The sequence below is a fragment of the Streptomyces sp. NPDC005962 genome (assembly GCF_040629205.1).
In the GTDB taxonomy this organism is placed as follows: Bacteria; Actinomycetota; Actinomycetes; order Streptomycetales; family Streptomycetaceae; genus Streptomyces.
The window spans coordinates 1-23429 of the sequence record NZ_JBEXVE010000017.1; the positions used below are offsets into that span (position 1 = coordinate 1).

Sequence of the window (23429 nt, forward strand, 5' to 3'; positions counted from 1 at the left end):
GGGCGCCCGGCCATAGCCGGGCGCCCGCCCTCATCGCAGCAGTTGGTACGGGCCCGTCAGGCGCGCGCCTCCGCCAGCAGCTTCTGGACCCGCGAGATGCCCTCGACGAGGTCCTCGTCGCCCAGCGCGTAGGACAGCCGCAGATAGCCCGGTGTGCCGAACGCCTCACCCGGCACCACGGCGACCTCGACCTCCTCCAGGATCAGCGCGGCCAGCTCGACGGTGGTCTGCGGCCGCTTGCCGCGGATCTCCTTGCCGAGCAGTCCCTTCGCCGACGGGTAGGCGTAGAACGCGCCCTCCGGCTCCGGGCACTCGATGCCGTCGATCTCGTTGAGCATGCGCACGATGGTGCGGCGGCGGCGGTCGAACGCCTCGCGCATCGCGGAGACGGCGTCGAGGTCGCCGGAGACGGCGGCCAGGGCGGCGGCCTGCGCGACGTTGCTCACGTTGGACGTAGCGTGCGACTGCAGGTTGGTCGCGGCCTTCACCACGTCCTTGGGGCCGATGATCCAGCCGACCCGCCAGCCGGTCATCGCGTACGTCTTCGCGACACCGTTGACCACGATGCACTTGTCGCGCAGCTCGGGCACGACCACCGGCAGCGAGTGGAACTTCGCGTCGCCGTAGACCAGGTGCTCGTAGATCTCGTCGGTGAGCACCCACAGTCCGTGCTCGGCGGCCCAGCGGCCGACCTCCTCGACCTGCTCGCGGCTGTAGACCGCGCCGGTCGGGTTGGACGGCGAGACGAAGACCAGCACCTTGGTGCGCTCGGTACGGGCCGCCTCCAGCTGCTCGACGGAGACGCGGTAGCCGGTCGTCTCGTCCGCGACGACGTCCACCGGGACACCGCCGGCCAGCCGGATCGACTCCGGGTAGGTGGTCCAGTACGGCGCGGGGACGATGACCTCGTCGCCCGGGTCGAGAATCGCCGCGAACGCCTCGTAGATCGCCTGCTTGCCCCCGTTGGTCACCAGGACCTGGGCCGCCTCGACCTCGTAGCCGCTGTCGCGCAGCGTCTTGGCGGCGATGGCGGCCTTGAGCTCGGGAAGCCCGCCGGCCGGGGTGTAGCGGTGGAACCGGGGGTCACGGCAAGCCGCCACCGCCGCCTCGACGACGTAGTCGGGCGTCGGGAAGTCCGGCTCGCCCGCGCCGAAGCCGATCACCGGGCGGCCGGCGGCCTTGAGGGCCTTGGCCTTGGCGTCGACGGCGAGGGTCGCGGACTCGGAGATGGAACCGATCCGGGCCGACACCCGTCGGTCGGTCGGGGACTGTACAGGGGGAGTAGCGGTCATGAATGCATCGTCGCAGACGGGCGAAAAGGGCGGTACACGGGTTTAACGAGACTCACACAAGTCACCCGCCGGAACTCGACCGGAGCCCGACCGGGGGCACGGGCGCTTCTCGTTCGACGGCTGGCCGTCAAGCACGTACACTCAACCGTCGTTGGCCGCTCAACAGACGTATCCGACCCGCACACTCCGTGCAGCGGGATGGATGCGGTAGGTTGGGGGTTGCCGCAAAGGGTCGTAGCTCAATTGGTAGAGCACTGGTCTCCAAAACCAGCGGTTGGGGGTTCAAGTCCCTCCGGCCCTGCTACACGCACTTGATCGTCAGGGTGCGTGCATGCGTACGCAAGGACAAGCACCGCTGTGCGGCCGGGCCGGACGCGGCACGGCCACGACCCGGATTCAGGTGAGGACGAGTGACGGAAGCCCTTGGCTCCACCGCGACGCCTGAGAGCGGTCGTCCCGATGAGGACGAGGTGGCGACCAGTAAGGGCCGCCGTGGTGGCAAGCGCGGGAAGAAGGGGCCCTTCGGCCGCCTCGCGCTGTTCTACCGCCAGATCATCGCCGAGCTGCGCAAGGTCGTGTGGCCCACGCGCAACCAGCTGTCGACGTACACCAGCGTGGTGATCGTCTTCGTGCTGATCATGATTGGCATCGTGACCGTGATTGACTATGGGTTCAACAACGCCATCAAGTACGTCTTTGGCTGAGATCCCGCGAAGGGCGGCCGTGTCCCGGCAGCGCCCTTTCGCACGTTCCACCCCATTGAAGCCAGGAAGAAGCAGCCACCGTGTCTGACCCGAACCTGAACGACGCCGCCGAGCCCGTCGAGTCCCGTGAGGACGAGCTCGACATCGTCGAGGCGGCGGACTCCGACCAGGCTGAGGCCGCTGACGCCGCGGCGGGCGAGCCCGCCGAGGAGGCCGCGCTGCACGTCGAGGACGAGGCCGAGGCCGCCGTCGAGGTCGCCGAGGACGAGGTGGCCGAAGAGGCCGCCGTCGAGGTCGACCCGGTCGAGGCCCTCCGTGAAGAGCTGCGCGGGCTGCCCGGTGAGTGGTACGTGATCCACACCTACGCGGGCTACGAGAAGCGCGTGAAGGCCAACCTGGAGCAGCGTGCCGTCTCGCTGAACGTCGAGGACTTCATCTATCAGGCCGAGGTCCCCGAAGAAGAGATCGTCCAGATCAAGAACGGCGAGCGCAAGAACGTCCGCCAGAACAAGCTCCCGGGCTATGTGCTGGTGCGCATGGACCTGACGAACGAGTCCTGGGGCGTCGTGCGGAACACCCCCGGGGTCACCGGCTTCGTGGGCAACGCGTACGACCCGTACCCGCTGACGCTGGACGAGATCGTCAAGATGCTGGCCCCCGAGGCCGAGGAGAAGGCCGCGAAGGCCTCCGCCGAGGAGGGCGGCGCCGCGGCGCCGAGCCGCAAGGTCGAGGTCCAGGTGCTGGACTTCGAGGTGGGCGACTCGGTCACGGTCACCGACGGCCCGTTCGCCACGCTCCAGGCCACGATCAACGAGATCAACGCCGACTCGAAGAAGGTCAAGGGCCTGGTCGAGATCTTCGGCCGGGAGACCCCGGTCGAGCTGAGCTTCGACCAGATCCAGAAGAACTGACGCTTCTTCCCCCACCCTTCCGACAGGTCAGACGGGCCCTTCCGGGGCCCGTCTGACCTGCTCGGTTTTAAGCCGCGCATCCATACCCGTTATCGTTGTGCGGTATGCCTCCATCCGGATGACCGGAGTGGAGGCGGACCACCTCTCACTAGGACCCGGAGAGAGCATGCCTCCCAAGAAGAAGAAGGTCACGGGGCTGATCAAGCTCCAGATCCAGGCCGGCGCCGCGAACCCGGCTCCGCCGGTCGGCCCCGCGCTGGGTCAGCACGGCGTCAACATCATGGAGTTCTGCAAGGCCTACAACGCCGCGACCGAGTCGCAGCGTGGCATGGTCGTGCCGGTGGAGATCACGGTCTACGAGGACCGTTCCTTCACCTTCATCACCAAGACTCCGCCGGCCGCGAAGCTGATCCTCAAGGCCGCGGGCGTGGACAAGGGCTCCGGCGAGCCGCACAAGACCAAGGTCGCCAAGATCACCCGCGACCAGGTCCGCGACATCGCCACCACCAAGATGCCCGACCTGAACGCCAACGACCTGGACGCCGCCGAGAAGATCATCGCCGGCACCGCCCGTTCCATGGGCATCACGGTCGAGGGCTGACAGCCACCCCGTAGCACCACCGTGGCAGGACCAATGCGCGGTCCGGACCACGACTCCGAACACATACCTCAGGAGCAGCAGTGACCAAGCGCAGCAAGTCCCTTCGCGCTGCGGACGCCAAGATCGACCGGGAGCGCGCGTACGCCCCGCTCGAGGCCGTCCGTCTCGCCAAGGACACTTCCCCGAGCAAGTTCGACGCGACCGTCGAGGTCGCCATGCGCCTGGGCGTCGACCCGCGCAAGGCCGACCAGATGGTCCGCGGCACCGTGAACCTGCCGCACGGCACCGGTAAGACCGCCCGGGTCCTGGTCTTCGCGACCGGTGACCGTGCTGCGGCCGCGGAGGCCGCGGGAGCCGACATCGTCGGCTCCGACGAGCTCATCGACGAGGTGTCCAAGGGCCGCCTGGACTTCGACGCCGTCGTCGCCACCCCGGACCTCATGGGCAAGGTCGGCCGCCTGGGCCGCGTGCTCGGTCCGCGTGGTCTGATGCCGAACCCGAAGACCGGCACCGTCACCCCGGACGTGGCCAAGGCCGTCACGGAGATCAAGGGCGGCAAGATCGAGTTCCGCGTCGACAAGCACTCCAACCTGCACTTCATCATCGGCAAGGTGTCGTTCGACGAGGCGCAGCTGGTGGAGAACTACGGCGCGGCCCTTGAGGAGATCAACCGTCTCAAGCCGTCCGCCGCGAAGGGCCGCTACATCAAGAAGGCGAGCCTGAGCACGACGATGGGCCCCGGCATCCCGCTGGACGCCAACCGCACGCGCAACCTGCTGGTCGAGGAAGAGGCCGTCTGAGCCGCTTCCTGACCGGAACCGCCGGGCCCCCGCACCTCGTGAAAGGTGCGGGGGCCCGGCGCGTTGCTGTCGGCGGCCCTCGGTAGGGTCATGATCCGACAGTCTTAAATGAAAAATAAGGGGGAACCGTGCGCGGTACTCATGTGGGCGTGCGATGTGTCATCGCGGCCTGTGGCGTTGTTCTGATGGCCGGACTCACCGCGTGCGGGAGCGACAAGTCCAGTGACGACAAGGCGGGTGACAAGGCGGGCGACACGTCGGGCGGCAACGGCGGCCAGTCGGTGGGCAGTCCGCTGGCGGCGCTGAAGCTCGCCTCGCAGCGTACGGACCAGCAGGACTCCGCGAAGGTCGACGGCACCATCAAGAGCCCGCTCGCGAACAGCGACATGTCCGGCGCGATGGACTGGTCCGACGGCATGCGCGCCAACATGACCATGAAGTCCAAGGGCGGCGCCGGTGCCTCCGCGACGGGCGGCGACAAGCCCGTCAGCGTGCGCTACACGCCCGACGCGATGTTCATCGACGCGGCCGCGATGGGCCTCCCGGCCCAGGGCAAGCAGTGGATCAAGTACGACTACGACGCGTTCGCCAAGCAGGGCGGCGCGTCCGGCGCGTACCTCAAGGACCAGATGCAGAACAACAACCCGTCGCGTTCGGTGCAGCTCCTGCTCGCCACGGGCCAGGTCAAGAAGGTCGGCACGGAGGACGTCCGGGGCGTCGAGGCCACCCATTACACGGGCGAGGTCAAGGTCTCGGAGATGGCCCGGACGCAGTCCAAGGGCCTGAGCAAGTCGGAGCTGGACGCCCTGCAGAAGCAGCTGGAGCAGTCCGGGGCCGACAGCGAGACCGTCGACCTGTGGATCGACAACAAGAACCTGCTGGTCAAGAAGCGTGAGCAGGCCGAGAGCAAGACCGGCGCCACCGATTCGACGGTCTACTACTCGGACTACGGCACCAAGGTCACGGTCGAGGAGCCGGCAAGCTCGGAGACCGTCGACTTCCAGGAGCTGCAGGGCGCTCAGCGATAGCTGATTTGCCCGGCCGCGGCCCGTTCGCGTAATCTGCTGCAGAAGCCAAAGACCGCTGGTTGTCGCTGTGCCTCCGCAAGGGGATATGGCGGCCGAAGGATTCGCTAGCTGCGAACGGCCCGCGCAGGTGACTGTGGTGATAACTCCCGAACGGGCCCCGAGTCCGTACGGTCGAGTCACGCCCCGTGCGCCTGCGCCGGGGCGTTTCGTATTGTTCAGTCTCCTTCCTTCAGGCCGTAGCGGTCCTCATCACCCGGAAGGAGGCCGAGGCTCATGGCGAGTCCCGACAAGGTCGACGCCGTCGACGAGATGCGGGAGAAGTTCCGCACCTCGAACGGCGCCGTTGTGACCGCGTACACCGGTCTCACCGTCGCACAGCTCAAGGAGCTGCGCCGTTCGCTCGGTGAGAACGCCCAGTACCGTGTGGTGAAGAACACGCTGACCAAGATCGCGGCCAACGAGGCCGGGATCAACCAGCTCGACGACCTGTTCACGGGTTCGTCGGCCGTCGCCTTCGTGACCGGTGACCCGGTCGTGGCGGCGAAGGGTCTGCGTGACTTCGCCAAGGACAACCCCGCCCTTGAGATCAAGGGTGGCGTGCTCGACGGCAAGGCGCTGTCCGCCGACGAGATCAAGAAGCTCGCGGACCTCGAGTCCCGCGAGGTGCTGCTCTCCAAGCTGGCGGGCGCCATGAAGGCCAAGCAGTCGCAGGCTGCCGCGCTCTTCCAGGCCCCGCTGTCGAAGTTCATCCGCACCGCGGAGGCGCTCCGGCAGAAGCAGTCCGAGCAGGGCGGTGCCGGCGAGCCGGCTCCCGCCGAGGCCGCGGCCGAGTAATCAGCCCCGGTCACAGCGGGCCCGGACGCCCGCCCGACATTTTCATCCGGCACCTGCCGACTTAGTGGAAGGACCGCCACCATGGCGAAGCTCACCCAGGAAGAGCTGCTCGCGCAGTTCGAGACCCTCACCCTCATCGAGCTCTCCGAGTTCGTGAAGGCGTTCGAGGAGAAGTTCGACGTCACCGCCGCCGCCCCGGCCGCCGTCGTCGCCGCCGCCCCGGGTGCCCCGGCCGCCGAGGCCGAGGAGGAGCAGGACGAGTTCGACGTCGTCCTCACCGGCGCCGGCGACAAGAAGATCCAGGTCATCAAGGTCGTGCGTGAGCTGACCTCGCTGGGCCTGAAGGAGGCCAAGGACCTCGTCGACGGCACCCCGAAGCCGGTCCTCGAGAAGGTCTCCAAGGAGGCCGCCGAGAAGGCCGCCGAGTCCCTCAAGGGCGCCGGCGCCTCGGTCGAGGTCAAGTGATCTCACGGGTCGGATGACCCGCTGTGCCGTGAGGGCGATCACCCGTTGGGGTGGTCGCCCTTCGGTGTTCTTGTGACGGCTACGCTGACTTTCCGGTTCCGGCAGGTATGGTGATCTTCGTTGCCCGTCGCCACGCCCTGTGACGATCTCGGCGGAGTGGGGGGCCTTGACGAACGGCACGCAGCGCGCAATTCTCGGGACGCGACGTCACATCGATCCGTAAGTCCGAGGCATGGATCGTCGGCGAAGCGGGCAGTATCGATATGCGTTGGCGAAGCGCGGGCTGCCGACCAGGCGTGTGCAGGACAACGAGGGGCGAGGCTCCTCACCGGAGGGAGAGATTGGCGCTGCCGGTCTCAGAAACTCGGCGCTGGACATCAGTGTGCCAAGTGGCTACACTGACCCTTTGCGCTGCCTGTTAGCTGCTCCCTGCCCGTCACCAGGGGCATGCCCACCTTTGAGCACTGCCGATGAATACGCCCTGACCAGGGACTTCATCCATGGGCTCGTGGTGGGACCGGTACGCGCGTAGTGAGTCCGAGCCCTCGGAAGGACCCCCTCTTGGCCGCCTCGCGCAACGCCTCGACTGCCAATACGAACAATGGCGCCAGCACTGCCCCGCTGCGCATCTCCTTTGCGAAGATCAAGGAGCCTCTCGAGGTTCCGAACCTCCTTGCACTGCAGACCGAGAGCTTCGATTGGCTGCTCGGCAATGCCGCCTGGAAGGCTCGCGTCGAGGCTGCGCTGGACAGTGGTCAGGACGTCCCCACCAAGTCCGGTCTGGAAGAGATCTTCGAGGAGATCTCGCCGATCGAGGACTTCTCCGGGTCGATGTCCCTGACCTTTCGCGATCACCGCTTCGAGCCGCCGAAGAACTCGATCGACGAGTGCAAGGAGCGCGACTTCACGTACGCCGCTCCGCTCTTCGTCACCGCCGAGTTCACCAACAACGAGACCGGCGAGATCAAGTCCCAGACGGTCTTCATGGGCGACTTCCCGCTCATGACCAACAAGGGCACATTCTGCATCAACGGCACCGAGCGTGTCGTCGTTTCGCAGTTGGTCCGCTCGCCGGGTGTGTACTTCGACTCCTCCATCGACAAGACGTCCGACAAGGACATCTTCTCGGCCAAGATCATCCCGTCCCGGGGTGCCTGGCTGGAGATGGAGATCGACAAGCGCGACATGGTCGGCGTCCGCATCGACCGTAAGCGCAAGCAGTCCGTCACCGTCCTGCTCAAGGCGCTCGGCTGGACCACCGAGCAGATCCTCGAGGAGTTCGGCGAGTACGAGTCCATGCGCGCCACCCTGGAGAAGGACCACACCCAGGGCCAGGACGACGCGCTGCTCGACATCTACCGCAAGCTGCGCCCGGGCGAGCCGCCGACGCGTGAGGCCGCGCAGACGCTGCTGGAGAACCTGTACTTCAACCCGAAGCGCTACGACCTCGCCAAGGTCGGCCGCTACAAGGTCAACAAGAAGCTCGGCGCGGACGCCCCCCTCGACGCCGGCGTGCTGACCACCGACGATGTCATCGCGACCATCAAGTACCTGGTCAAGCTGCACGCCGGGGAGACCGAGACGGTCGGCGAGGCCGGCGACATGATCGTCGTCGAGACCGACGACATCGACCACTTCGGCAACCGCCGCCTGCGGAACGTCGGCGAGCTGATCCAGAACCAGGTCCGCACCGGTCTGGCCCGTATGGAGCGCGTCGTCCGCGAGCGGATGACCACCCAGGACGTCGAGGCGATCACGCCGCAGACCCTGATCAACATCCGGCCGGTCGTCGCCTCCATCAAGGAGTTCTTCGGCACCAGCCAGCTGTCGCAGTTCATGGACCAGACCAACCCGCTGTCGGGTCTGACCCACAAGCGCCGTCTGTCGGCGCTGGGCCCGGGTGGTCTGAGCCGTGAGCGGGCCGGGTTCGAGGTCCGTGACGTGCACCCCTCGCACTACGGCCGCATGTGCCCGATCGAGACGCCGGAAGGCCCGAACATCGGCCTGATCGGCTCGCTCGCCTCCTACGGCCGGGTCAACGCCTTCGGCTTCGTCGAGACCCCGTACCGCAAGGTCCACGAGGGTGTCGTCACCGACAAGGTGGACTTCCTCACCGCCGATGAGGAAGACCGCTTCGTCATCGCCCAGGCGAACGCGCCGCTGGCCGAGGACAGCACCTACGCCGAGAACCGCGTCCTGGTCCGCCGCCGCGGCGGCGAGGTCGACTACGTTCCCGGCTCCGAGGTCGACTACATGGACGTCTCGCCGCGCCAGATGGTGTCGGTCGCGACCGCCATGATCCCCTTCCTCGAGCACGACGACGCCAACCGCGCGCTCATGGGCTCGAACATGATGCGCCAGGCCGTGCCGCTGATCAAGGCGGAGTCCCCGCTGGTCGGCACCGGCATGGAGTACCGCTGCGCGGTCGACGCCGGCGACGTCATCAAGGCCGAGAAGGACGGTGTCGTCCAGGAGGTCTCCGCCGACTACGTGACGGTGGCCAACGACGACGGCACCTACACCACGTACCGCATCGCCAAGTTCTCCCGCTCCAACCAGGGCACCTCCTTCAACCAGAAGGTCGTCGTCGACGAGGGCGCCCGCGTCATCACCGGTCAGGTCCTGGCCGACGGTCCGTCCACCGAGGACGGCGAGATGGCGCTCGGCAAGAACCTCCTCGTGGCGTTCATGCCGTGGGAGGGCCACAACTACGAAGACGCGATCATCCTCAGCCAGCGGCTGGTCCAGGACGACGTCCTCTCCTCGATCCACATCGAGGAGCACGAGGTCGACGCCCGCGACACCAAGCTGGGCCCCGAGGAGATCACCCGGGACATCCCGAACGTCTCCGAGGAGGTCCTGGCCGACCTCGACGAGCGCGGCATCATCCGCATCGGCGCCGAGGTCGTGGCCGGGGACATCCTGGTCGGCAAGGTCACCCCGAAGGGTGAGACCGAGCTGACCCCGGAGGAGCGCCTGCTGCGCGCGATCTTCGGCGAGAAGGCCCGTGAGGTCCGCGACACCTCGCTGAAGGTGCCGCACGGTGAGATCGGCAAGGTCATCGGCGTCCGCGTCTTCGACCGTGAAGAGGGCGACGAGCTGCCCCCCGGCGTGAACCAGCTGGTCCGCGTCTACGTGGCGCAGAAGCGCAAGATCACCGACGGTGACAAGCTCGCCGGCCGCCACGGCAACAAGGGCGTCATCTCGAAGATCCTGCCGGTCGAGGACATGCCGTTCCTGGAGGACGGCACCCCGGTCGACATCATCCTCAACCCGCTGGGTGTCCCGTCCCGGATGAACCCGGGACAGGTCCTGGAGATCCACCTCGGCTGGCTGGCCTCCCGTGGCTGGAAGGTCGAAGGCTCCGAGGACTGGATGCAGCGGCTGCAGGCGATCGGCGCGGACGAGGTCCAGCCCGGCACCAACGTCGCGACCCCGGTCTTCGACGGTGCCCGCGAGGACGAGATCGCCGGTCTCTTCGATTCGACGATCCCGAACCGCGATGGTGACCGCCTGGTCCAGTCGTCCGGTAAGGCCCGGATGTTCGACGGCCGCTCCGGCGAGCCGTTCCCGGACCCGATCTCGGTCGGCTTCATGTACATCCTCAAGCTGCACCACCTGGTGGACGACAAGCTGCACGCCCGGTCCACCGGTCCGTACTCGATGATCACCCAGCAGCCGCTGGGTGGTAAGGCTCAGTTCGGCGGCCAGCGCTTCGGTGAGATGGAGGTGTGGGCGCTGGAGGCTTATGGCGCCGCGTACGCCCTCCAGGAGCTGCTGACCATCAAGTCCGACGATGTCACCGGTCGCGTGAAGGTCTACGAGGCCATCGTCAAGGGCGAGAACATTCCCGAGCCCGGCATCCCCGAGTCCTTCAAGGTGCTCATCAAGGAGATGCAGTCCCTGTGCCTCAACGTGGAGGTGCTGTCCAGCGACGGCATGTCCATCGAGATGCGCGACACCGACGAGGACGTCTTCCGCGCTGCGGAGGAGCTCGGCATCGACCTGTCGCGGCGCGAGCCGAGCAGCGTCGAAGAGGTCTGACGGGTCTGGCCGGGGCGGTTCGTACGCACCGCCCCGGCCTCTCCCCGGACCCCCAGTCAGACCCGAAGACACGACCCTGAAAGAGGGATTGACGACAAGTGCTCGACGTCAACTTCTTCGACGAGCTGCGGATCGGCCTCGCCACTGCTGACGACATCCGTCAGTGGTCCCACGGTGAGGTCAAGAAGCCGGAGACCATCAACTACCGCACCCTGAAGCCCGAAAAGGACGGACTCTTCTGCGAGAAGATCTTCGGTCCGACCCGGGACTGGGAGTGCTACTGCGGCAAGTACAAGCGCGTCCGTTTCAAGGGCATCATCTGTGAGCGCTGTGGCGTCGAGGTCACCCGCGCCAAGGTGCGCCGTGAGCGGATGGGCCACATCGAGCTGGCCGCTCCCGTCACCCACATCTGGTACTTCAAGGGCGTCCCGAGCCGTCTGGGCTACCTGCTCGACCTCGCGCCGAAGGACCTCGAAAAGGTCATCTACTTCGCCGCCTACATGATCACGTGGGTGGACGAGGAGCGCCGCACGCGCGACCTGCCCTCGCTGGAGGCCCACGTCTCCGTCGAGCGCCAGCAGGTCGAGCAGCGCCGCGACGCCGACCTGGAGGCCCGCGCCAAGAAGCTCGAGGCGGACCTGGCCGACCTGGAGGCCGAGGGCGCCAAGGCCGATGTGCGCCGCAAGGTGCGCGAGGGCGCCGAGCGCGAGATGAAGCAGCTGCGCGACCGCGCCCAGCGCGAGATCGACCGTCTCGACGAGGTGTGGAACCGCTTCAAGAGCCTCAAGGTCCAGGACCTGGAGGGCGACGAGCTGCTCTACCGTGAGCTGCGTGACCGCTTCGGCACGTACTTCATGGGCGGCATGGGCGCCGCGGCGCTGCAGAAGCGCCTGGAGTCCTTCGACCTCGACGAGGAGGCCGAGAAGCTCCGCGAGATCATCCGGACCGGCAAGGGCCAGAAGAAGACCCGTGCGCTCAAGCGCCTCAAGGTCGTCTCCGCCTTCCTGCAGACCCGCAACAGCCCCAACGGCATGGTGCTGGACTGCATCCCGGTGATCCCGCCGGACCTGCGTCCGATGGTGCAGCTGGACGGTGGCCGCTTCGCGACCTCCGACCTGAACGACCTGTACCGCCGTGTGATCAACCGGAACAACCGCCTCAAGCGTCTCCTTGACCTCGGTGCGCCCGAGATCATCGTGAACAACGAGAAGCGGATGCTGCAGGAGGCCGTCGACGCGCTGTTCGACAACGGCCGCCGCGGCCGCCCGGTGACCGGTCCCGGTAACCGTCCGCTGAAGTCCCTCAGCGACATGCTGAAGGGTAAGCAGGGCCGGTTCCGTCAGAACCTGCTCGGTAAGCGCGTCGACTACTCGGCCCGTTCCGTCATCGTCGTCGGCCCGCAGCTCAAGCTGCACCAGTGCGGTCTGCCCAAGGCCATGGCGCTGGAGCTCTTCAAGCCGTTCGTGATGAAGCGCCTGGTGGACCTCAACCACGCGCAGAACATCAAGTCGGCCAAGCGCATGGTCGAGCGCGGCCGCACGGTCGTGTACGACGTGCTCGAAGAGGTCATCGCCGAGCACCCGGTGCTGCTGAACCGTGCGCCGACCCTGCACCGCCTCGGCATCCAGGCCTTCGAGCCGCAGCTGGTCGAGGGCAAGGCCATTCAGATTCACCCGCTCGTCTGCACCGCGTTCAACGCGGACTTCGACGGTGACCAGATGGCCGTGCACCTTCCGCTGTCCGCGGAGGCGCAGGCCGAGGCCCGCATCCTGATGCTGTCCTCGAACAACATCCTCAAGCCGGCCGACGGCCGGCCGGTGACGATGCCGACCCAGGACATGGTGCTGGGTCTGTTCTTCCTCACCACCGACGAGGAGGAGCGCAAGGTCATCGGCGAGGGCCGGTCCTTCGGCTCCAGCGCCGAGGCGACCATGGCGTTCGACGCCCGGGAGCTGTCGCTCCAGGCGAAGATCGACATCCGCTTCCCGATCGGCACCGTCCCGCCCCGCGGCTGGACCCCGCCGGCTCCGGAAGAGGGCGAGCCCGCCTGGCAGCAGGGCGACAGCTTCCGGCTGCGCACCACGCTGGGCCGCGCGCTCTTCAACGAGCTGCTGCCCGAGGACTACCCGTTCGTCGACTACTCGGTGGGCAAGAAGCAGCTCTCCGAGATCGTCAACGACCTCGCCGAGCGCTACCCCAAGGTCATCGTCGCGGCGACCCTGGACAACCTGAAGGCGGCCGGTTTCCACTGGGCCACCCGCTCCGGTGTCACCGTGGCCATCTCCGACATCGTCGTGCCCGAGGCCAAGAAGGCCATCATCACGGGCTACGAGGCGCAGGACGAGAAGGTCCAGAAGCAGTACGAGCGCGGTCTGATCACCAAGGACGAGCGCACCCAGGAGCTCATCGCGATCTGGACCAAGGCGACCAACGAGGTCTCCGAGGCGATGAACGCGAACTTCCCGAAGACCAACCCGATCTTCATGATGGTCGACTCGGGCGCGCGCGGAAACATGATGCAGATGCGTCAGATCGCCGGTATGCGTGGTCTGGTGTCCAACGCGAAGAACGAGACCATCCCGCGGCCCATTAAGGCGTCGTTCCGCGAGGGTCTCTCCGTGCTGGAGTACTTCATCTCCACCCACGGTGCCCGTAAGGGTCTCGCGGACACCGCCCTGCGTACCGCCGACTCGGGTTACCTGACCCGTCGTCTGGTGGACGTCTCGCAGGACGTGATCATCCGCGAGGAGGACTGCGGCACCGAGCGCGGCCTCAAGCTGGCGATCGCGACCACGGGCGCGGACGGTGTGCTGCGCAAGACCGAGGACGTCGAGACCAGCGTGTACGCGCGCTGCCTCGCCGAGGACATCGTCGTGGACGGGAAGGTCCTGGCCCCGGCCGGCACCGACCTGGGCGACGTGCTCATCGACGAGCTGGTCCGGCACAACGTGGCGACGGTCAAGACCCGCTCCGTGCTCACCTGCGAGTCCGCCGTCGGCACCTGCGCCATGTGCTACGGCCGCTCGCTGGCGACCGGCAAGCTGGTGGACATCGGCGAGGCCGTCGGCATCATCGCCGCCCAGTCCATCGGTGAGCCCGGCACCCAGCTGACGATGCGTACCTTCCACACCGGTGGTGTGGCCGGTGACGACATCACCCAGGGTCTGCCGCGTGTCGTCGAGCTCTTCGAGGCCCGTACGCCCAAGGGCGTCGCGCCGATCTCGGAGGCGGCCGGCCGCGTCCGGATCGAGGAGACCGAGAAGACCAAGAAGCTCGTCGTCACCCCGGACGACGGTTCCGAGGAGACCGCCTACGGCGTCTCCAAGCGGGCCCGTCTGCTGGTGGGCGAGGGCGACCACGTCGAGGTCGGCCAGGCGCTGACCGTGGGTGCCACCAACCCGCACGACGTGCTGCGCATCCTCGGCCAGCGCCAGGTGCAGATCCACCTGGTCAGCGAGGTGCAGAAGGTCTACAACTCGCAGGGTGTGTCGATCCACGACAAGCACATCGAGATCATCATCCGGCAGATGCTGCGCCGGGTCACGATCATCGAGTCCGGCGACGCGGAGCTGCTGCCGGGCGAGCTCGTGGAGCGCACGCGCTTCGAGGGTGAGAACCGTCGTGTGGTCACGGAAGGCGGCCACCCGGCCTCCGGCCGTCCGCAGCTGATGGGTATCACCAAGGCCTCGCTGGCGACCGAGTCCTGGCTGTCGGCGGCGTCCTTCCAGGAGACGACCCGGGTGCTCACCGACGCGGCGATCAACGCCAAGTCGGACTCCCTGATCGGCCTCAAGGAGAACGTCATCATCGGTAAGCTCATCCCGGCCGGTACGGGCCTGTCCCGCTACCGCAACATCCGGGTGGAGCCCACCGAGGAGGCGAAGGCCGCGATGTACTCGGCCGTCGGCTACGACGACATCGACTACTCGCCCTTCGGCACCGGCTCCGGCCAGGCGGTCCCGCTGGAGGACTACGACTACGGTCCGTACAACCAGTAAGCGCCTGATCTGTTCGCAGGGCGGTCACCCCATGGCGGGGGTGGCCGCCCTGCGGCTATGCTCCGGGTTGGTGTGTCCACCGCGTGTGCATTTGTTTTGACCGGAGCCGATGCGGTAGGTACGCTCTGACCTTGTGCCTGGGGTGTCCCTGGGCTCCCGTATGCGCTAAGAGCGCCTGGGGGCCGAGGTGTCGACACCAACAATTCGCACTCTCCTGACATCCGCAGGGGACTGCGGTGCGCGACACACCCGACCCCGTGGGTCGGAGAAACCCCAGGTTAGCTTTATCGAGATCGGCACACAGAAACCGGAGAAACGGTGCCTACGATCCAGCAGCTGGTCCGCAAGGGCCGCCAGGACAAGGTCGAGAAGAACAAGACTCCCGCACTGGCGGGGTCGCCGCAGCGTCGTGGCACGTGCACTCGCGTGTTCACCACGACGCCGAAGAAGCCGAACTCGGCGCTCCGTAAGGTCGCGCGTGTCCGGCTGAGCAGTGGGATCGAGGTCACCGCCTACGTCCCTGGTGAGGGGCACAACCTGCAGGAGCACTCCATCGTGCTCGTGCGCGGCGGTCGTGTGAAGGACCTGCCGGGTGTTCGTTACAAGATCATCCGCGGCTCCCTCGACACGCAGGGCGTCAAGAACCGCAAGCAGGCTCGCAGCCGCTACGGCGCCAAGAAGGAGAAGTAAACATGCCTCGTAAGGGTCCCGCCCCGAAGCGCCCGGTCATCATCGACCCGGTTTACAACTCTCCTCTGGTGACGTCCCTCATCAACAAGGTGCTGATGAACGGCAAGCGCTCCACCGCCGAGCGCATTGTCTACGGCGCCATGGAGGGCCTGCGTGAGAAGTCCGGCAACGACCCGGTCATCACGCTCAAGCGCGCCCTGGAGAACGTGAAGCCGACCCTCGAGGTCCGCTCCCGTCGTGTTGGTGGCGCCACCTACCAGGTGCCGGTCGAGGTTCGTCCCGGCCGCTCCTCCACCCTCGCGCTGCGCTGGCTCGTGGGCTACTCCCGCGCCCGTCGCGAGAAGACCATGACCGAGCGTCTGATGAACGAGCTGCTGGACGCCAGCAACGGTCTGGGCGCCTCCGTCAAGCGTCGCGAGGACACTCACAAGATGGCCGAGTCCAACAAGGCCTTCGCGCACTACCGCTGGTAGTCGCTACCCCATCGAGAGACCGAGAGAAGACTGAAGCCTTATGGCTACCACTTCACTTGACCTGGCCAAGGTCCGCAACATCGGGATCATGGCTCACATCGACGCGGGCAAGACGACGACCACCGAGCGGATTCTGTTCTACACCGGTGTGAGCTACAAGATCGGTGAGGTCCACGACGGCGCTGCCACGATGGACTGGATGGAGCAGGAGCAGGAGCGCGGCATCACGATCACGTCGGCCGCGACGACCTGTCACTGGCCGCTTGAGGACACCGATCACACGATCAACATCATTGACACCCCGGGGCACGTCGACTTCACGGTCGAGGTGGAGCGCTCGCTGCGCGTCCTCGACGGTGCCGTGACGGTGTTCGACGGTGTGGCCGGCGTGGAGCCGCAGTCCGAGACCGTTTGGCGTCAGGCGGACCGCTACGGCGTGCCGCGTATCTGCTTCGTCAACAAGCTCGACCGCACCGGTGCCGAGTTCCACCGCTGCGTCGACATGATCACGGACCGCCTGGGCGCGGTGCCGCTGGTCATGCAGCTGCCGATCGGCACCGAGGCCGACTTCAAGGGTGTCGTCGACCTCGTCACCATGAAGGCGCTGGTCTGGAACATTGAGGCCTCCAAGGGCGAGATGTACGACACCGTCGACATCCCGGACACCCACTCCGAGGCCGCCGACGAGTGGCGCGGCAAGCTGCTGGAGGGCGTCGCCGAGAACGACGAAGAGATGATGGAGCTGTACCTGGAGGGCGAAGAGCCCACCGTGGAGCAGCTGTACGCGGCGATCCGCCGCATCACCATCGCCTCCGGCGTGGGCGGCGGCACCACCGTCACCCCCGTGTTCTGCGGCACCGCGTTCAAGAACAAGGGCGTTCAGCCCCTGCTCGACGCGGTCGTCCGGTACCTGCCGTCGCCGATCGACGTCGAGGCCGTCGAGGGTCACTCGGTCAAGGACCCCGACGAGGTCATCAAGCGTCGTCCGTCCGAGGAAGAGCCGCTGTCGGCGCTGGCCTTCAAGATTGCGAGCGACCCGCACCTCGGGAAGCTCACCTTCATCCGGGTGTACTCGGGCCGCCTCGTGGCCGGCACCGCGGTGCTGAACTCGGTGAAGGGCAAGAAGGAGCGCATCGGCAAGATCTACCGGATGCACGCGAACAAGCGTGAGGAGATCGAGTCGGTGGGTGCCGGTGACATCGTCGCCGTCATGGGTCTGAAGCAGACCACCACCGGTGAGACCCTCTGCGACTCGTCCAACCCGGTGATCCTCGAGTCCATGGACTTCCCGGCCCCGGTCATCGCGGTGGCCATCGAGCCGAAGTCCAAGGGCGACCAGGAGAAGCTGGCCGTCGCGATCCAGCGGCTTGCCGAGGAGGACCCGTCCTTCCGCGTCAAGACCGACGAGGAGACCGGCCAGACGATCATCTCCGGCATGGGCGAGCTGCACCTCGATGTGCTGGTCGACCGGATGCGCCGTGAGTTCAAGGTCGAGGCCAACGTCGGCAAGCCGCAGGTGGCCTACCGCGAGACGCTGAACAAGGCGGTCGAGCGGTACGACTACACGCACAAGAAGCAGACTGGTGGTTCCGGCCAGTTCGCCAAGGTGCAGATCGCGCTGGAGCCGCTCGAGGGCGATGGCTACGAGTTCGAGAACAAGGTCACCGGTGGCCGTATCCCGCGGGAGTACATCCCGTCCGTGGACGCGGGCTGCCAGGAGGCCATGGAGTTCGGCGTGCTCGCCGGCTACCCGCTGACCGGCGTCAAGGTCGTGCTTCTCGACGGTGGCTACCACGAGGTCGACTCCTCGGAGATGGCCTTCAAGATCGCCGGTTCGATGGCCTTCAAGGAGGCCGCCCGCAAGGCCGGTCCGGCCCTGCTCGAGCCGATGATGAAGGTCGAGATCACGACGCCCGAGGACTACATGGGCGACGTGATCGGCGACATCAACTCCCGCCGTGGTCAGATCCAGTCCATGGAGGAGCGCAGCGGCGCCAAGCTGGTGACCGGTCTGGTCCCGCTGTCGGAGATGTTCGGCTACGTGGGCGACCTGCGCAGCAAGACCTCTGGCCGTGCCAGCTACTCCATGCAGTTCGACTCCTACGCCGAGGTTCCGCGGAGCGTCGCAGAGGAGATCATCGCGAAGGCCAAGGGCGAGTAACGCGGGTTCATCCGCATTCCTCACCGTTTAGGCTGGAGCAAGAGGCATCGGGTGTTCCGTCATAGATCGTCCACCGTGGCGGTCCATGACGGGGCCCCGGCCGCCGGCCCCCATAACGAATACGGCGAAGGGCATCCCCCTCGGGGTCCTGGCCGGTTCGGATAAGACCACCTGAACCCGTCCGCAAGGCGCGGATGCGTTACAGAACCACTCCGTAGGAGGACCCCAGTGGCGAAGGCGAAGTTCGAGCGGACTAAGCCGCACGTCAACATCGGCACCATCGGTCACATCGACCACGGTAAGACCACTCTTACCGCGGCGATCACCAAGGTGCTGCACGACGCGTTCCCGACCCTGAACGAGGCCTCGGCCTTCGACATGATCGACAAGGCGCCGGAAGAGCGCCAGCGCGGGATTACGATCTCCATCGCGCATGTCGAGTACCAGACCGACTCGCGTCACTACGCGCACGTTGACTGCCCCGGTCACGCGGACTACATCAAGAACATGATCACCGGTGCGGCGCAGATGGACGGCGCCATCCTCGTGGTCGCCGCCACCGACGGCCCGATGCCGCAGACCAAGGAGCACGTGCTCCTGGCCCGCCAGGTCGGCGTTCCGTACATCGTCGTCGCCCTGAACAAGGCCGACATGGTGGACGACGAGGAGATCCTGGAGCTCGTCGAGCTCGAGGTCCGTGAGCTGCTCTCCGAGTACGAGTTTCCGGGCGACGACGTTCCGGTCGTCAAGGTCTCGGCGCTCAAGGCGCTCGAGGGCGACGCCGAGTGGGGCAAGTCCGTCCTCGACCTGATGAAGGCCGTCGACGACGCCATCCCGCAGCCGGAGCGCGACGTCGACAAGCCGTTCCTCATGCCGATCGAGGACGTCTTCACCATCACCGGTCGCGGTACGGTCGTCACCGGCCGTATCGAGCGCGGTGTGCTGAAGGTCAACGAGAACGTCGACATCATCGGCATCAAGCAGGACAAGACCTCGACCACCGTCACCGGTATCGAGATGTTCCGCAAGCTGCTCGACGAGGGCCAGGCCGGTGAGAACGTCGGTCTGCTCCTCCGTGGCATCAAGCGCGAGGACGTCGAGCGCGGCCAGGTCATCATCAAGCCGGGCTCGGTCACCCCGCACACCGAGTTCGAGGCCCAGGCGTACATCCTGTCCAAGGACGAGGGTGGCCGTCACACGCCGTTCTTCAACAACTACCGTCCGCAGTTCTACTTCCGTACCACGGACGTGACGGGCGTTGTGACCCTCCCCGAGGGCACCGAGATGGTCATGCCGGGCGACAACACCGAGATGTCCGTCTCGCTGATCCAGCCGGTCGCCATGGAAGAGGGCCTGAAGTTCGCCATCCGTGAGGGTGGCCGGACCGTCGGCGCCGGTCAGGTCACCAAGATCACCAAGTGACCTGACGCTCTTCGGAGCACGCTCCCCGGAGCATTGAGCCCCACTCGCCGTTCGCGGCGGGTGGGGCTTTTCCGTATCTGGGTACCCGGCCATCCGCATCGAAGCTGAGTTCGACTTCGGGAGTACGGATGATGACCAACGGCAAGATCGCGGTGGCGATCGCGGGAGGCTACCTCCTGGGGCGCACCAAGAAGGCGAAACTCGCCCTCGGGCTGGGCATGTTGCTCGCCGGGAAGAAGATCACCCTCGATCCGCAGCAGCTGGCCCGGGCGGTCGTCGAATCCCCGCTGCTGAGCGGGTTGAACGCGCAGGCGCGCAAGGAACTGACCGGTGCCGCCAAGACCGCCGCGACCTCGGCCCTGACCAGCCGTATGAACGGCTTCGCCGATTCGCTGCACGACCGCACGCTGGGCCTGCGGGGCGAAGCTCCCGACGACGGCGGCGGGGACGAGGAGCGGGAGGACGACGAACCGGTCGACGAGGAGAGCGAACGGAAACCGCCCGCGCCGCGCCGCAAGGCGCCGCAGGCCACGGCGGCCAAGGCTACGGCGGCCAAGGCCCCGGCCGGTCGGGCGCGCAAGACCGCCGTCTCGTCGCCCGGCAAGGCGAAGACGGCCGCGAAGAAGACCACGAAGACCGCCAAGACCGCCGGGGGCCGCAATGGCTGACACGTTGGGCAAGCTGAAGGACGACATCGTGCGCAGCCCGGCCGCCGACCGTCTCAAGGACGAGCTCCAGTCCTACGTCCAGGCCCGGGCGACCCACGCGCTCTCCGGGCTCGGCACCGGTCTCGCCAAGGGCACCCAGGCGCTCGCCGAGGGCAAGTCACCGGGCCAGGCCGTACTGAAAGCGGGCGCTTCGCAGATGAAGGAAACGCTGAAGGACAAGGTCAAGGGGTTGTTCGGCAAGGGCCGCGGCAAGAGCGGCGGCGGCAAGTCCAAGAGCGTCACGGTGGTCGAGGACATCGATGTCGGGGTGCCGGTCCGCGAGGCGTACGACCAGTGGACCCAGTTCCAGGAGTTCAGCACCTTCGCCAAGGGCGTCGTCAGCGTCGAGAAGGCCGACGACACCAGCAGCAACTGGAAGGTGAAGGTCGCCAAGTCCACGCGCAGCTGGAAGGCCAACGTCACCGAGCAGGTGCCCGACGAACGGATCAGCTGGACGACCGAGGGTGCCAAGGGCACCGTCAAGGGCGTCGTCACCTTCCATCCGCTCGGCGACACCCTCACCCGGGTGCTGCTGGTGCTGGAGTACTTCCCCAAGGGCCTGTTCGAGAAGACCGGCAACATCTGGCGCGCCCAGGGCCGCCGTGCCCGGCTCGACCTCAAGCTCTACCGCAAGTTCATCATGATGCGCGGCGAGGCCACGGACGGCTGGCGCGGGGAGATCCGGGACGGCGAGGTCGTGGTCGACCACGAGACGGCCGTGGCGGAGGAAGAGGAAGAGCGCGAAGCGGAGGCCGGGGGAGAGGCCGATGAGCCGCGGGCCGAGCAGGACGACGAGGAAGCGGCGCACGAGGACGCTGAGGACGAGCACGCTGAGGACGAGGATGCCGAGGGCGAGGACGAGCCTGAGGACGAGGAGGCGGCGTACGAGGACGACGCGGAGGCCGACGACGCCGACGCCGACGCCGAGTACGAGGAGGAGCCCGACGAGGCCGACGAGCCCGACGAGGCCGAGGCCGAGCAGGACGAGGACGCCGAGCGCCCCCGGCGGCGGGTGGCCGCGTCCCGCCGCTGACGAGCCCCCTTCCGTAACCGCCGGGGCGCCCCCGCCCCTCAGGACGGGGGCGCCTCGCGGTGCTACGCCGTCTTGGTGGGGCGCGGGCGCCAGATCCAGGGGGTGGCGTCCGGGGAGACGCCCACGACGGCGGGCCCCTCGGCGGGGTCGGCCAGCAGGGCGGGGGCGCCCACCGGGGTGAGGTGGCCGGGGGAGCGCAGCGGGCGGTCGCCGGGGCCGGTGCCCCACTGGACCTGGACGTCGCCGTCGAGGCTACGGCCGAGCAGGAGCAGCGTGGTGGCCTTGCGGTTCCCGCCGTCCTGGCCCTTCCCGCCCTCCTCGCCGGGCTCGGGCACGGTATGCGCGGCGATGGCCCCGTACCCCTCGAAGCGCGGCACCGTGCGGCTTTCCGCGCCGTGGAGGGCGGGCACGGTGGCCGCGGGGGTGCGGTAGATCAGCGAGAGCGAGCCGTCGGGGGCGATCGCGGCGCCGATCCGGTCGCCGCCGGGGCGGGGCAGCCCGGCGGGGGCCCGCAAGGTGACGGGGCCGCCGGGCCGCTCCTGCGACCAGTGGTGCACGGTGTCGCGGCCCGGGGCGACGACGTGGGCGCGGCCCTCGCGGTCGACCAGGGCGGTCAGCCCGTCCTGGATTTCCGCGTCCCCGAGCCGTTCCCAGGGTCCCCAGCGGCCGTCGGCGTCCCGTACCCGGGTGGCGAGGCCCTTCTCGGCGGTCCGTACGAAGAGGTGGACCCGCCCGTCCGGGGTGGCGACCGCGGCGGGGCAGCCGACGCGGCGGCCGTACTCGGGGTTGGCCTCGGGGGTGCCGAGCCCGGTCCAGGCGCGGAACGGCCCGTCGGGGCTGCTCTGTTCCAGCGCCACGATCTCGCGCAGGTTGGCGCCGCCCTGGCCGTCCAGCGCCGCGAACCGCAGCGCGAGGAGCACCTGGCGTCCCGTGCTGTCGGTCACGGCGCTCAGGGCGGGGGCCAGCGGCCCGCCGCCGAGCCCGAGCGGGGCACCGAACCGTCCGCTGCCGCGGGCGGTCTCGCGCCACCGGACGGCCTGGGTGCCGAGGACCCCGTATGCGACGAGGCGGCCCTCGCGGTCCGTGGTGGGGGTGGGCAGGGCGCTGGGGTAGCGGTAGTGGGTGGAGCGAATCCAGCCTTTGCGGTTCCGGAGCGGCCGCACGCCGCCCTGGCTGTAGTCGCCGCAGCCCGCGCTCTCCCCGCACTTCCACTCGGGTGAGCCGCCGTACGCCTTGATGACGCGGGCCTTCTGGGCCAGCACGGCGGGCGGCAGATTGTGCGGCCAGCGCTGGTTGTAGTAGCCGCGGAAGGACGTGGTGGTGAAGCGCGGCGCCTGGTGGTCCCGCCGGGTGGACTCGGCGGCCCACTGCGCGATCGCCTTCCAGGTGAACAGCGCGACCGGGGTGTGGTCCCGGTGGTCCGAGCAGCCGGGCTGGTCGTTGTCCTTGGGGTGCAGCGCGTCGTGGATCTGGAAGTCGGGGTCGGGGTCGAGGGTGTGGATGAGGGTGGGGCGGTAGCGGTCCATGAGCTCGGCGAGCACGTCGACCAGGGTCTGGTGGACGTACGAGCTGGGGTGCGCCACCGGGGAGTCCTCGGCCCGCAGCGTCCGCATGACGGTGCCGGGGGTGTTCCACAGGTCGGGCATCCGCAGGTGGCCCTCGGACAGCATGGCGATGTTGAGGAAGATCAGCCGCACCCTGCGGGCGCCGTTGGCGAGCACGTTCGTCTCCGCCTTGACGCCCCCGGGCAGGTTCAGCACCGCGCGGTTCCACGGCGTGAACTGGTTCAGCCCCAGCATCTGCGCGTACGCCTGCCGCAGCCCCTGGTGGCGGGAGGCGGAGTACGCGGCCTTGTCCGGCGGCGGCAGCGGCCGTCCGGCCACCCGGTTGATGCCCAGCGCCTCGCCCGCCGTGACGTACACGCTCACCACGGGGACCCCGGAGCGCAGTACGTGCTCGTTGTCGGGGTTCATGAAGTACAGGTCGTCGTCGGGGTGGGCCATCACCTGGAGCAGGGTGGCGCGCTTGTCCCCGACCGCCGGGGTGAACGGCTCGGCGGCCCCCGGGCCGGTGGTCGTCCGGGCCGGTGCGGCGGGGGCGGCGGAAGGTCCGGGACGGCTGCTGCACCCGGTGGCAGCGGCGGCGGTGAGGGCCGCCACCGCGGCCAGTGCCTGCCTGCGTGTCGTGCGCGCGGGCAGAGTCCATCGACTGTTCAATTTGGTGACCCTGTCACTTGTGCAGCACGTAGTCTCCGGCTGCTTCCACG

The 23429-nt window shown here is 67.7% G+C and carries 17 protein-coding genes and 1 tRNA gene; 16 read left to right on the forward strand and 2 right to left on the reverse strand.

Going from position 1 to position 23429, the window contains the following annotated elements:
• Nucleotides 1-56 precede the first annotated feature (56 nt).
• A complete protein-coding gene (locus tag ABZ370_RS25750) occupies nucleotides 57-1292 on the reverse strand; it encodes a pyridoxal phosphate-dependent aminotransferase (protein WP_358625211.1) in 1236 nt (411 codons plus the stop codon).
• Between the two features lie 228 nt (nucleotides 1293-1520).
• On the opposite strand from ABZ370_RS25750, the gene ABZ370_RS25755 reads away from it, so the two are divergent.
• The 16 genes from ABZ370_RS25755 (at nucleotide 1521) to ABZ370_RS25830 (ending at nucleotide 21163) form a co-directional block, all read left to right on the forward strand.
• Nucleotides 1521-1593: transfer RNA gene (locus ABZ370_RS25755), tRNA-Trp, on the forward strand.
• A gap of 109 nt (nucleotides 1594-1702) precedes the next feature.
• A complete protein-coding gene (gene secE / locus ABZ370_RS25760) occupies nucleotides 1703-1996 on the forward strand; it encodes a preprotein translocase subunit SecE (protein ID WP_358625213.1) in 294 nt (97 codons plus the stop codon).
• A gap of 80 nt (nucleotides 1997-2076) precedes the next feature.
• Nucleotides 2077-2907 (forward strand): transcription termination/antitermination protein NusG, encoded by an 831-nt coding sequence (gene nusG / locus ABZ370_RS25765; RefSeq protein WP_358625215.1) that lies wholly within the window; start codon nucleotides 2077-2079, stop codon nucleotides 2905-2907.
• A gap of 166 nt (nucleotides 2908-3073) precedes the next feature.
• A complete protein-coding gene (rplK, locus tag ABZ370_RS25770) occupies nucleotides 3074-3508 on the forward strand; it encodes a 50S ribosomal protein L11 (RefSeq protein ID WP_055471151.1) in 435 nt (144 codons plus the stop codon).
• A gap of 80 nt (nucleotides 3509-3588) precedes the next feature.
• A complete protein-coding gene (gene rplA, locus ABZ370_RS25775) occupies nucleotides 3589-4308 on the forward strand; it encodes a 50S ribosomal protein L1 (RefSeq protein WP_358625217.1) in 720 nt (239 codons plus the stop codon).
• 185 nt (nucleotides 4309-4493) lie between these two features.
• Nucleotides 4494-5336, forward strand: a complete 843-nt coding sequence (locus ABZ370_RS25780) for a hypothetical protein (protein ID WP_358625219.1) — start codon at nucleotides 4494-4496, stop codon at nucleotides 5334-5336.
• A 273-nt stretch (nucleotides 5337-5609) separates the two neighbouring features.
• Entirely contained in the window at nucleotides 5610-6170 is a 561-nt protein-coding gene (gene rplJ / locus ABZ370_RS25785) for a 50S ribosomal protein L10 (protein ID WP_358625221.1), read from the forward strand.
• Between the two features lie 81 nt (nucleotides 6171-6251).
• On the forward strand, nucleotides 6252-6635 hold the full coding sequence (gene rplL, locus ABZ370_RS25790) for a 50S ribosomal protein L7/L12 (protein ID WP_358625223.1): 384 nt from the start codon (nucleotides 6252-6254) through the stop codon (nucleotides 6633-6635).
• Nucleotides 6636-7196: 561 nt separating this feature from the next.
• Nucleotides 7197-10679, forward strand: coding sequence for a DNA-directed RNA polymerase subunit beta (gene rpoB / locus ABZ370_RS25795; protein WP_358625225.1), 3483 nt, complete (start codon nucleotides 7197-7199; stop codon nucleotides 10677-10679).
• A 98-nt stretch (nucleotides 10680-10777) separates the two neighbouring features.
• Nucleotides 10778-14677, forward strand: coding sequence for a DNA-directed RNA polymerase subunit beta' (locus ABZ370_RS25800; RefSeq protein WP_358625227.1), 3900 nt, complete (start codon nucleotides 10778-10780; stop codon nucleotides 14675-14677).
• A gap of 318 nt (nucleotides 14678-14995) precedes the next feature.
• The gene (rpsL, locus tag ABZ370_RS25805; RefSeq protein WP_014054153.1) at nucleotides 14996-15367 is read left to right on the forward strand and encodes a 30S ribosomal protein S12; all 372 of its coding nucleotides are present in this window, start codon (nucleotides 14996-14998) and stop codon (nucleotides 15365-15367) included.
• Nucleotides 15368-15369: 2 nt separating this feature from the next.
• Nucleotides 15370-15840, forward strand: coding sequence for a 30S ribosomal protein S7 (rpsG, locus tag ABZ370_RS25810; RefSeq protein ID WP_358625230.1), 471 nt, complete (start codon nucleotides 15370-15372; stop codon nucleotides 15838-15840).
• A gap of 40 nt (nucleotides 15841-15880) precedes the next feature.
• Nucleotides 15881-18001: an elongation factor G gene (gene fusA, locus ABZ370_RS25815; RefSeq protein WP_358625232.1), complete on the forward strand. Its 2121-nt coding sequence runs from the start codon at nucleotides 15881-15883 to the stop codon at nucleotides 17999-18001.
• 228 nt (nucleotides 18002-18229) lie between these two features.
• Entirely contained in the window at nucleotides 18230-19423 is a 1194-nt protein-coding gene (gene tuf / locus ABZ370_RS25820; RefSeq protein ID WP_358625234.1) for an elongation factor Tu, read from the forward strand.
• 131 nt (nucleotides 19424-19554) lie between these two features.
• Complete coding sequence (locus ABZ370_RS25825) at nucleotides 19555-20091, forward strand: hypothetical protein (protein WP_358625236.1); 537 nt, start codon at nucleotides 19555-19557, stop codon at nucleotides 20089-20091.
• Nucleotides 20084-21163: an SRPBCC family protein gene (locus tag ABZ370_RS25830; RefSeq protein ID WP_358625238.1), complete on the forward strand. Its 1080-nt coding sequence runs from the start codon at nucleotides 20084-20086 to the stop codon at nucleotides 21161-21163. The genes ABZ370_RS25825 and ABZ370_RS25830 overlap by 8 nt, the downstream gene beginning before the upstream one ends.
• A 62-nt stretch (nucleotides 21164-21225) precedes the next feature.
• On the opposite strand, the gene ABZ370_RS25835 is transcribed toward ABZ370_RS25830, so the two are convergent.
• Nucleotides 21226-23379 carry a PIG-L family deacetylase gene (locus ABZ370_RS25835; RefSeq protein WP_358625239.1) on the reverse strand — a complete coding sequence of 718 codons (2154 nt, stop codon included), beginning with the start codon at nucleotides 23377-23379 and terminating at the stop codon, nucleotides 21226-21228.
• Nucleotides 23380-23429 lie beyond the last annotated feature (50 nt).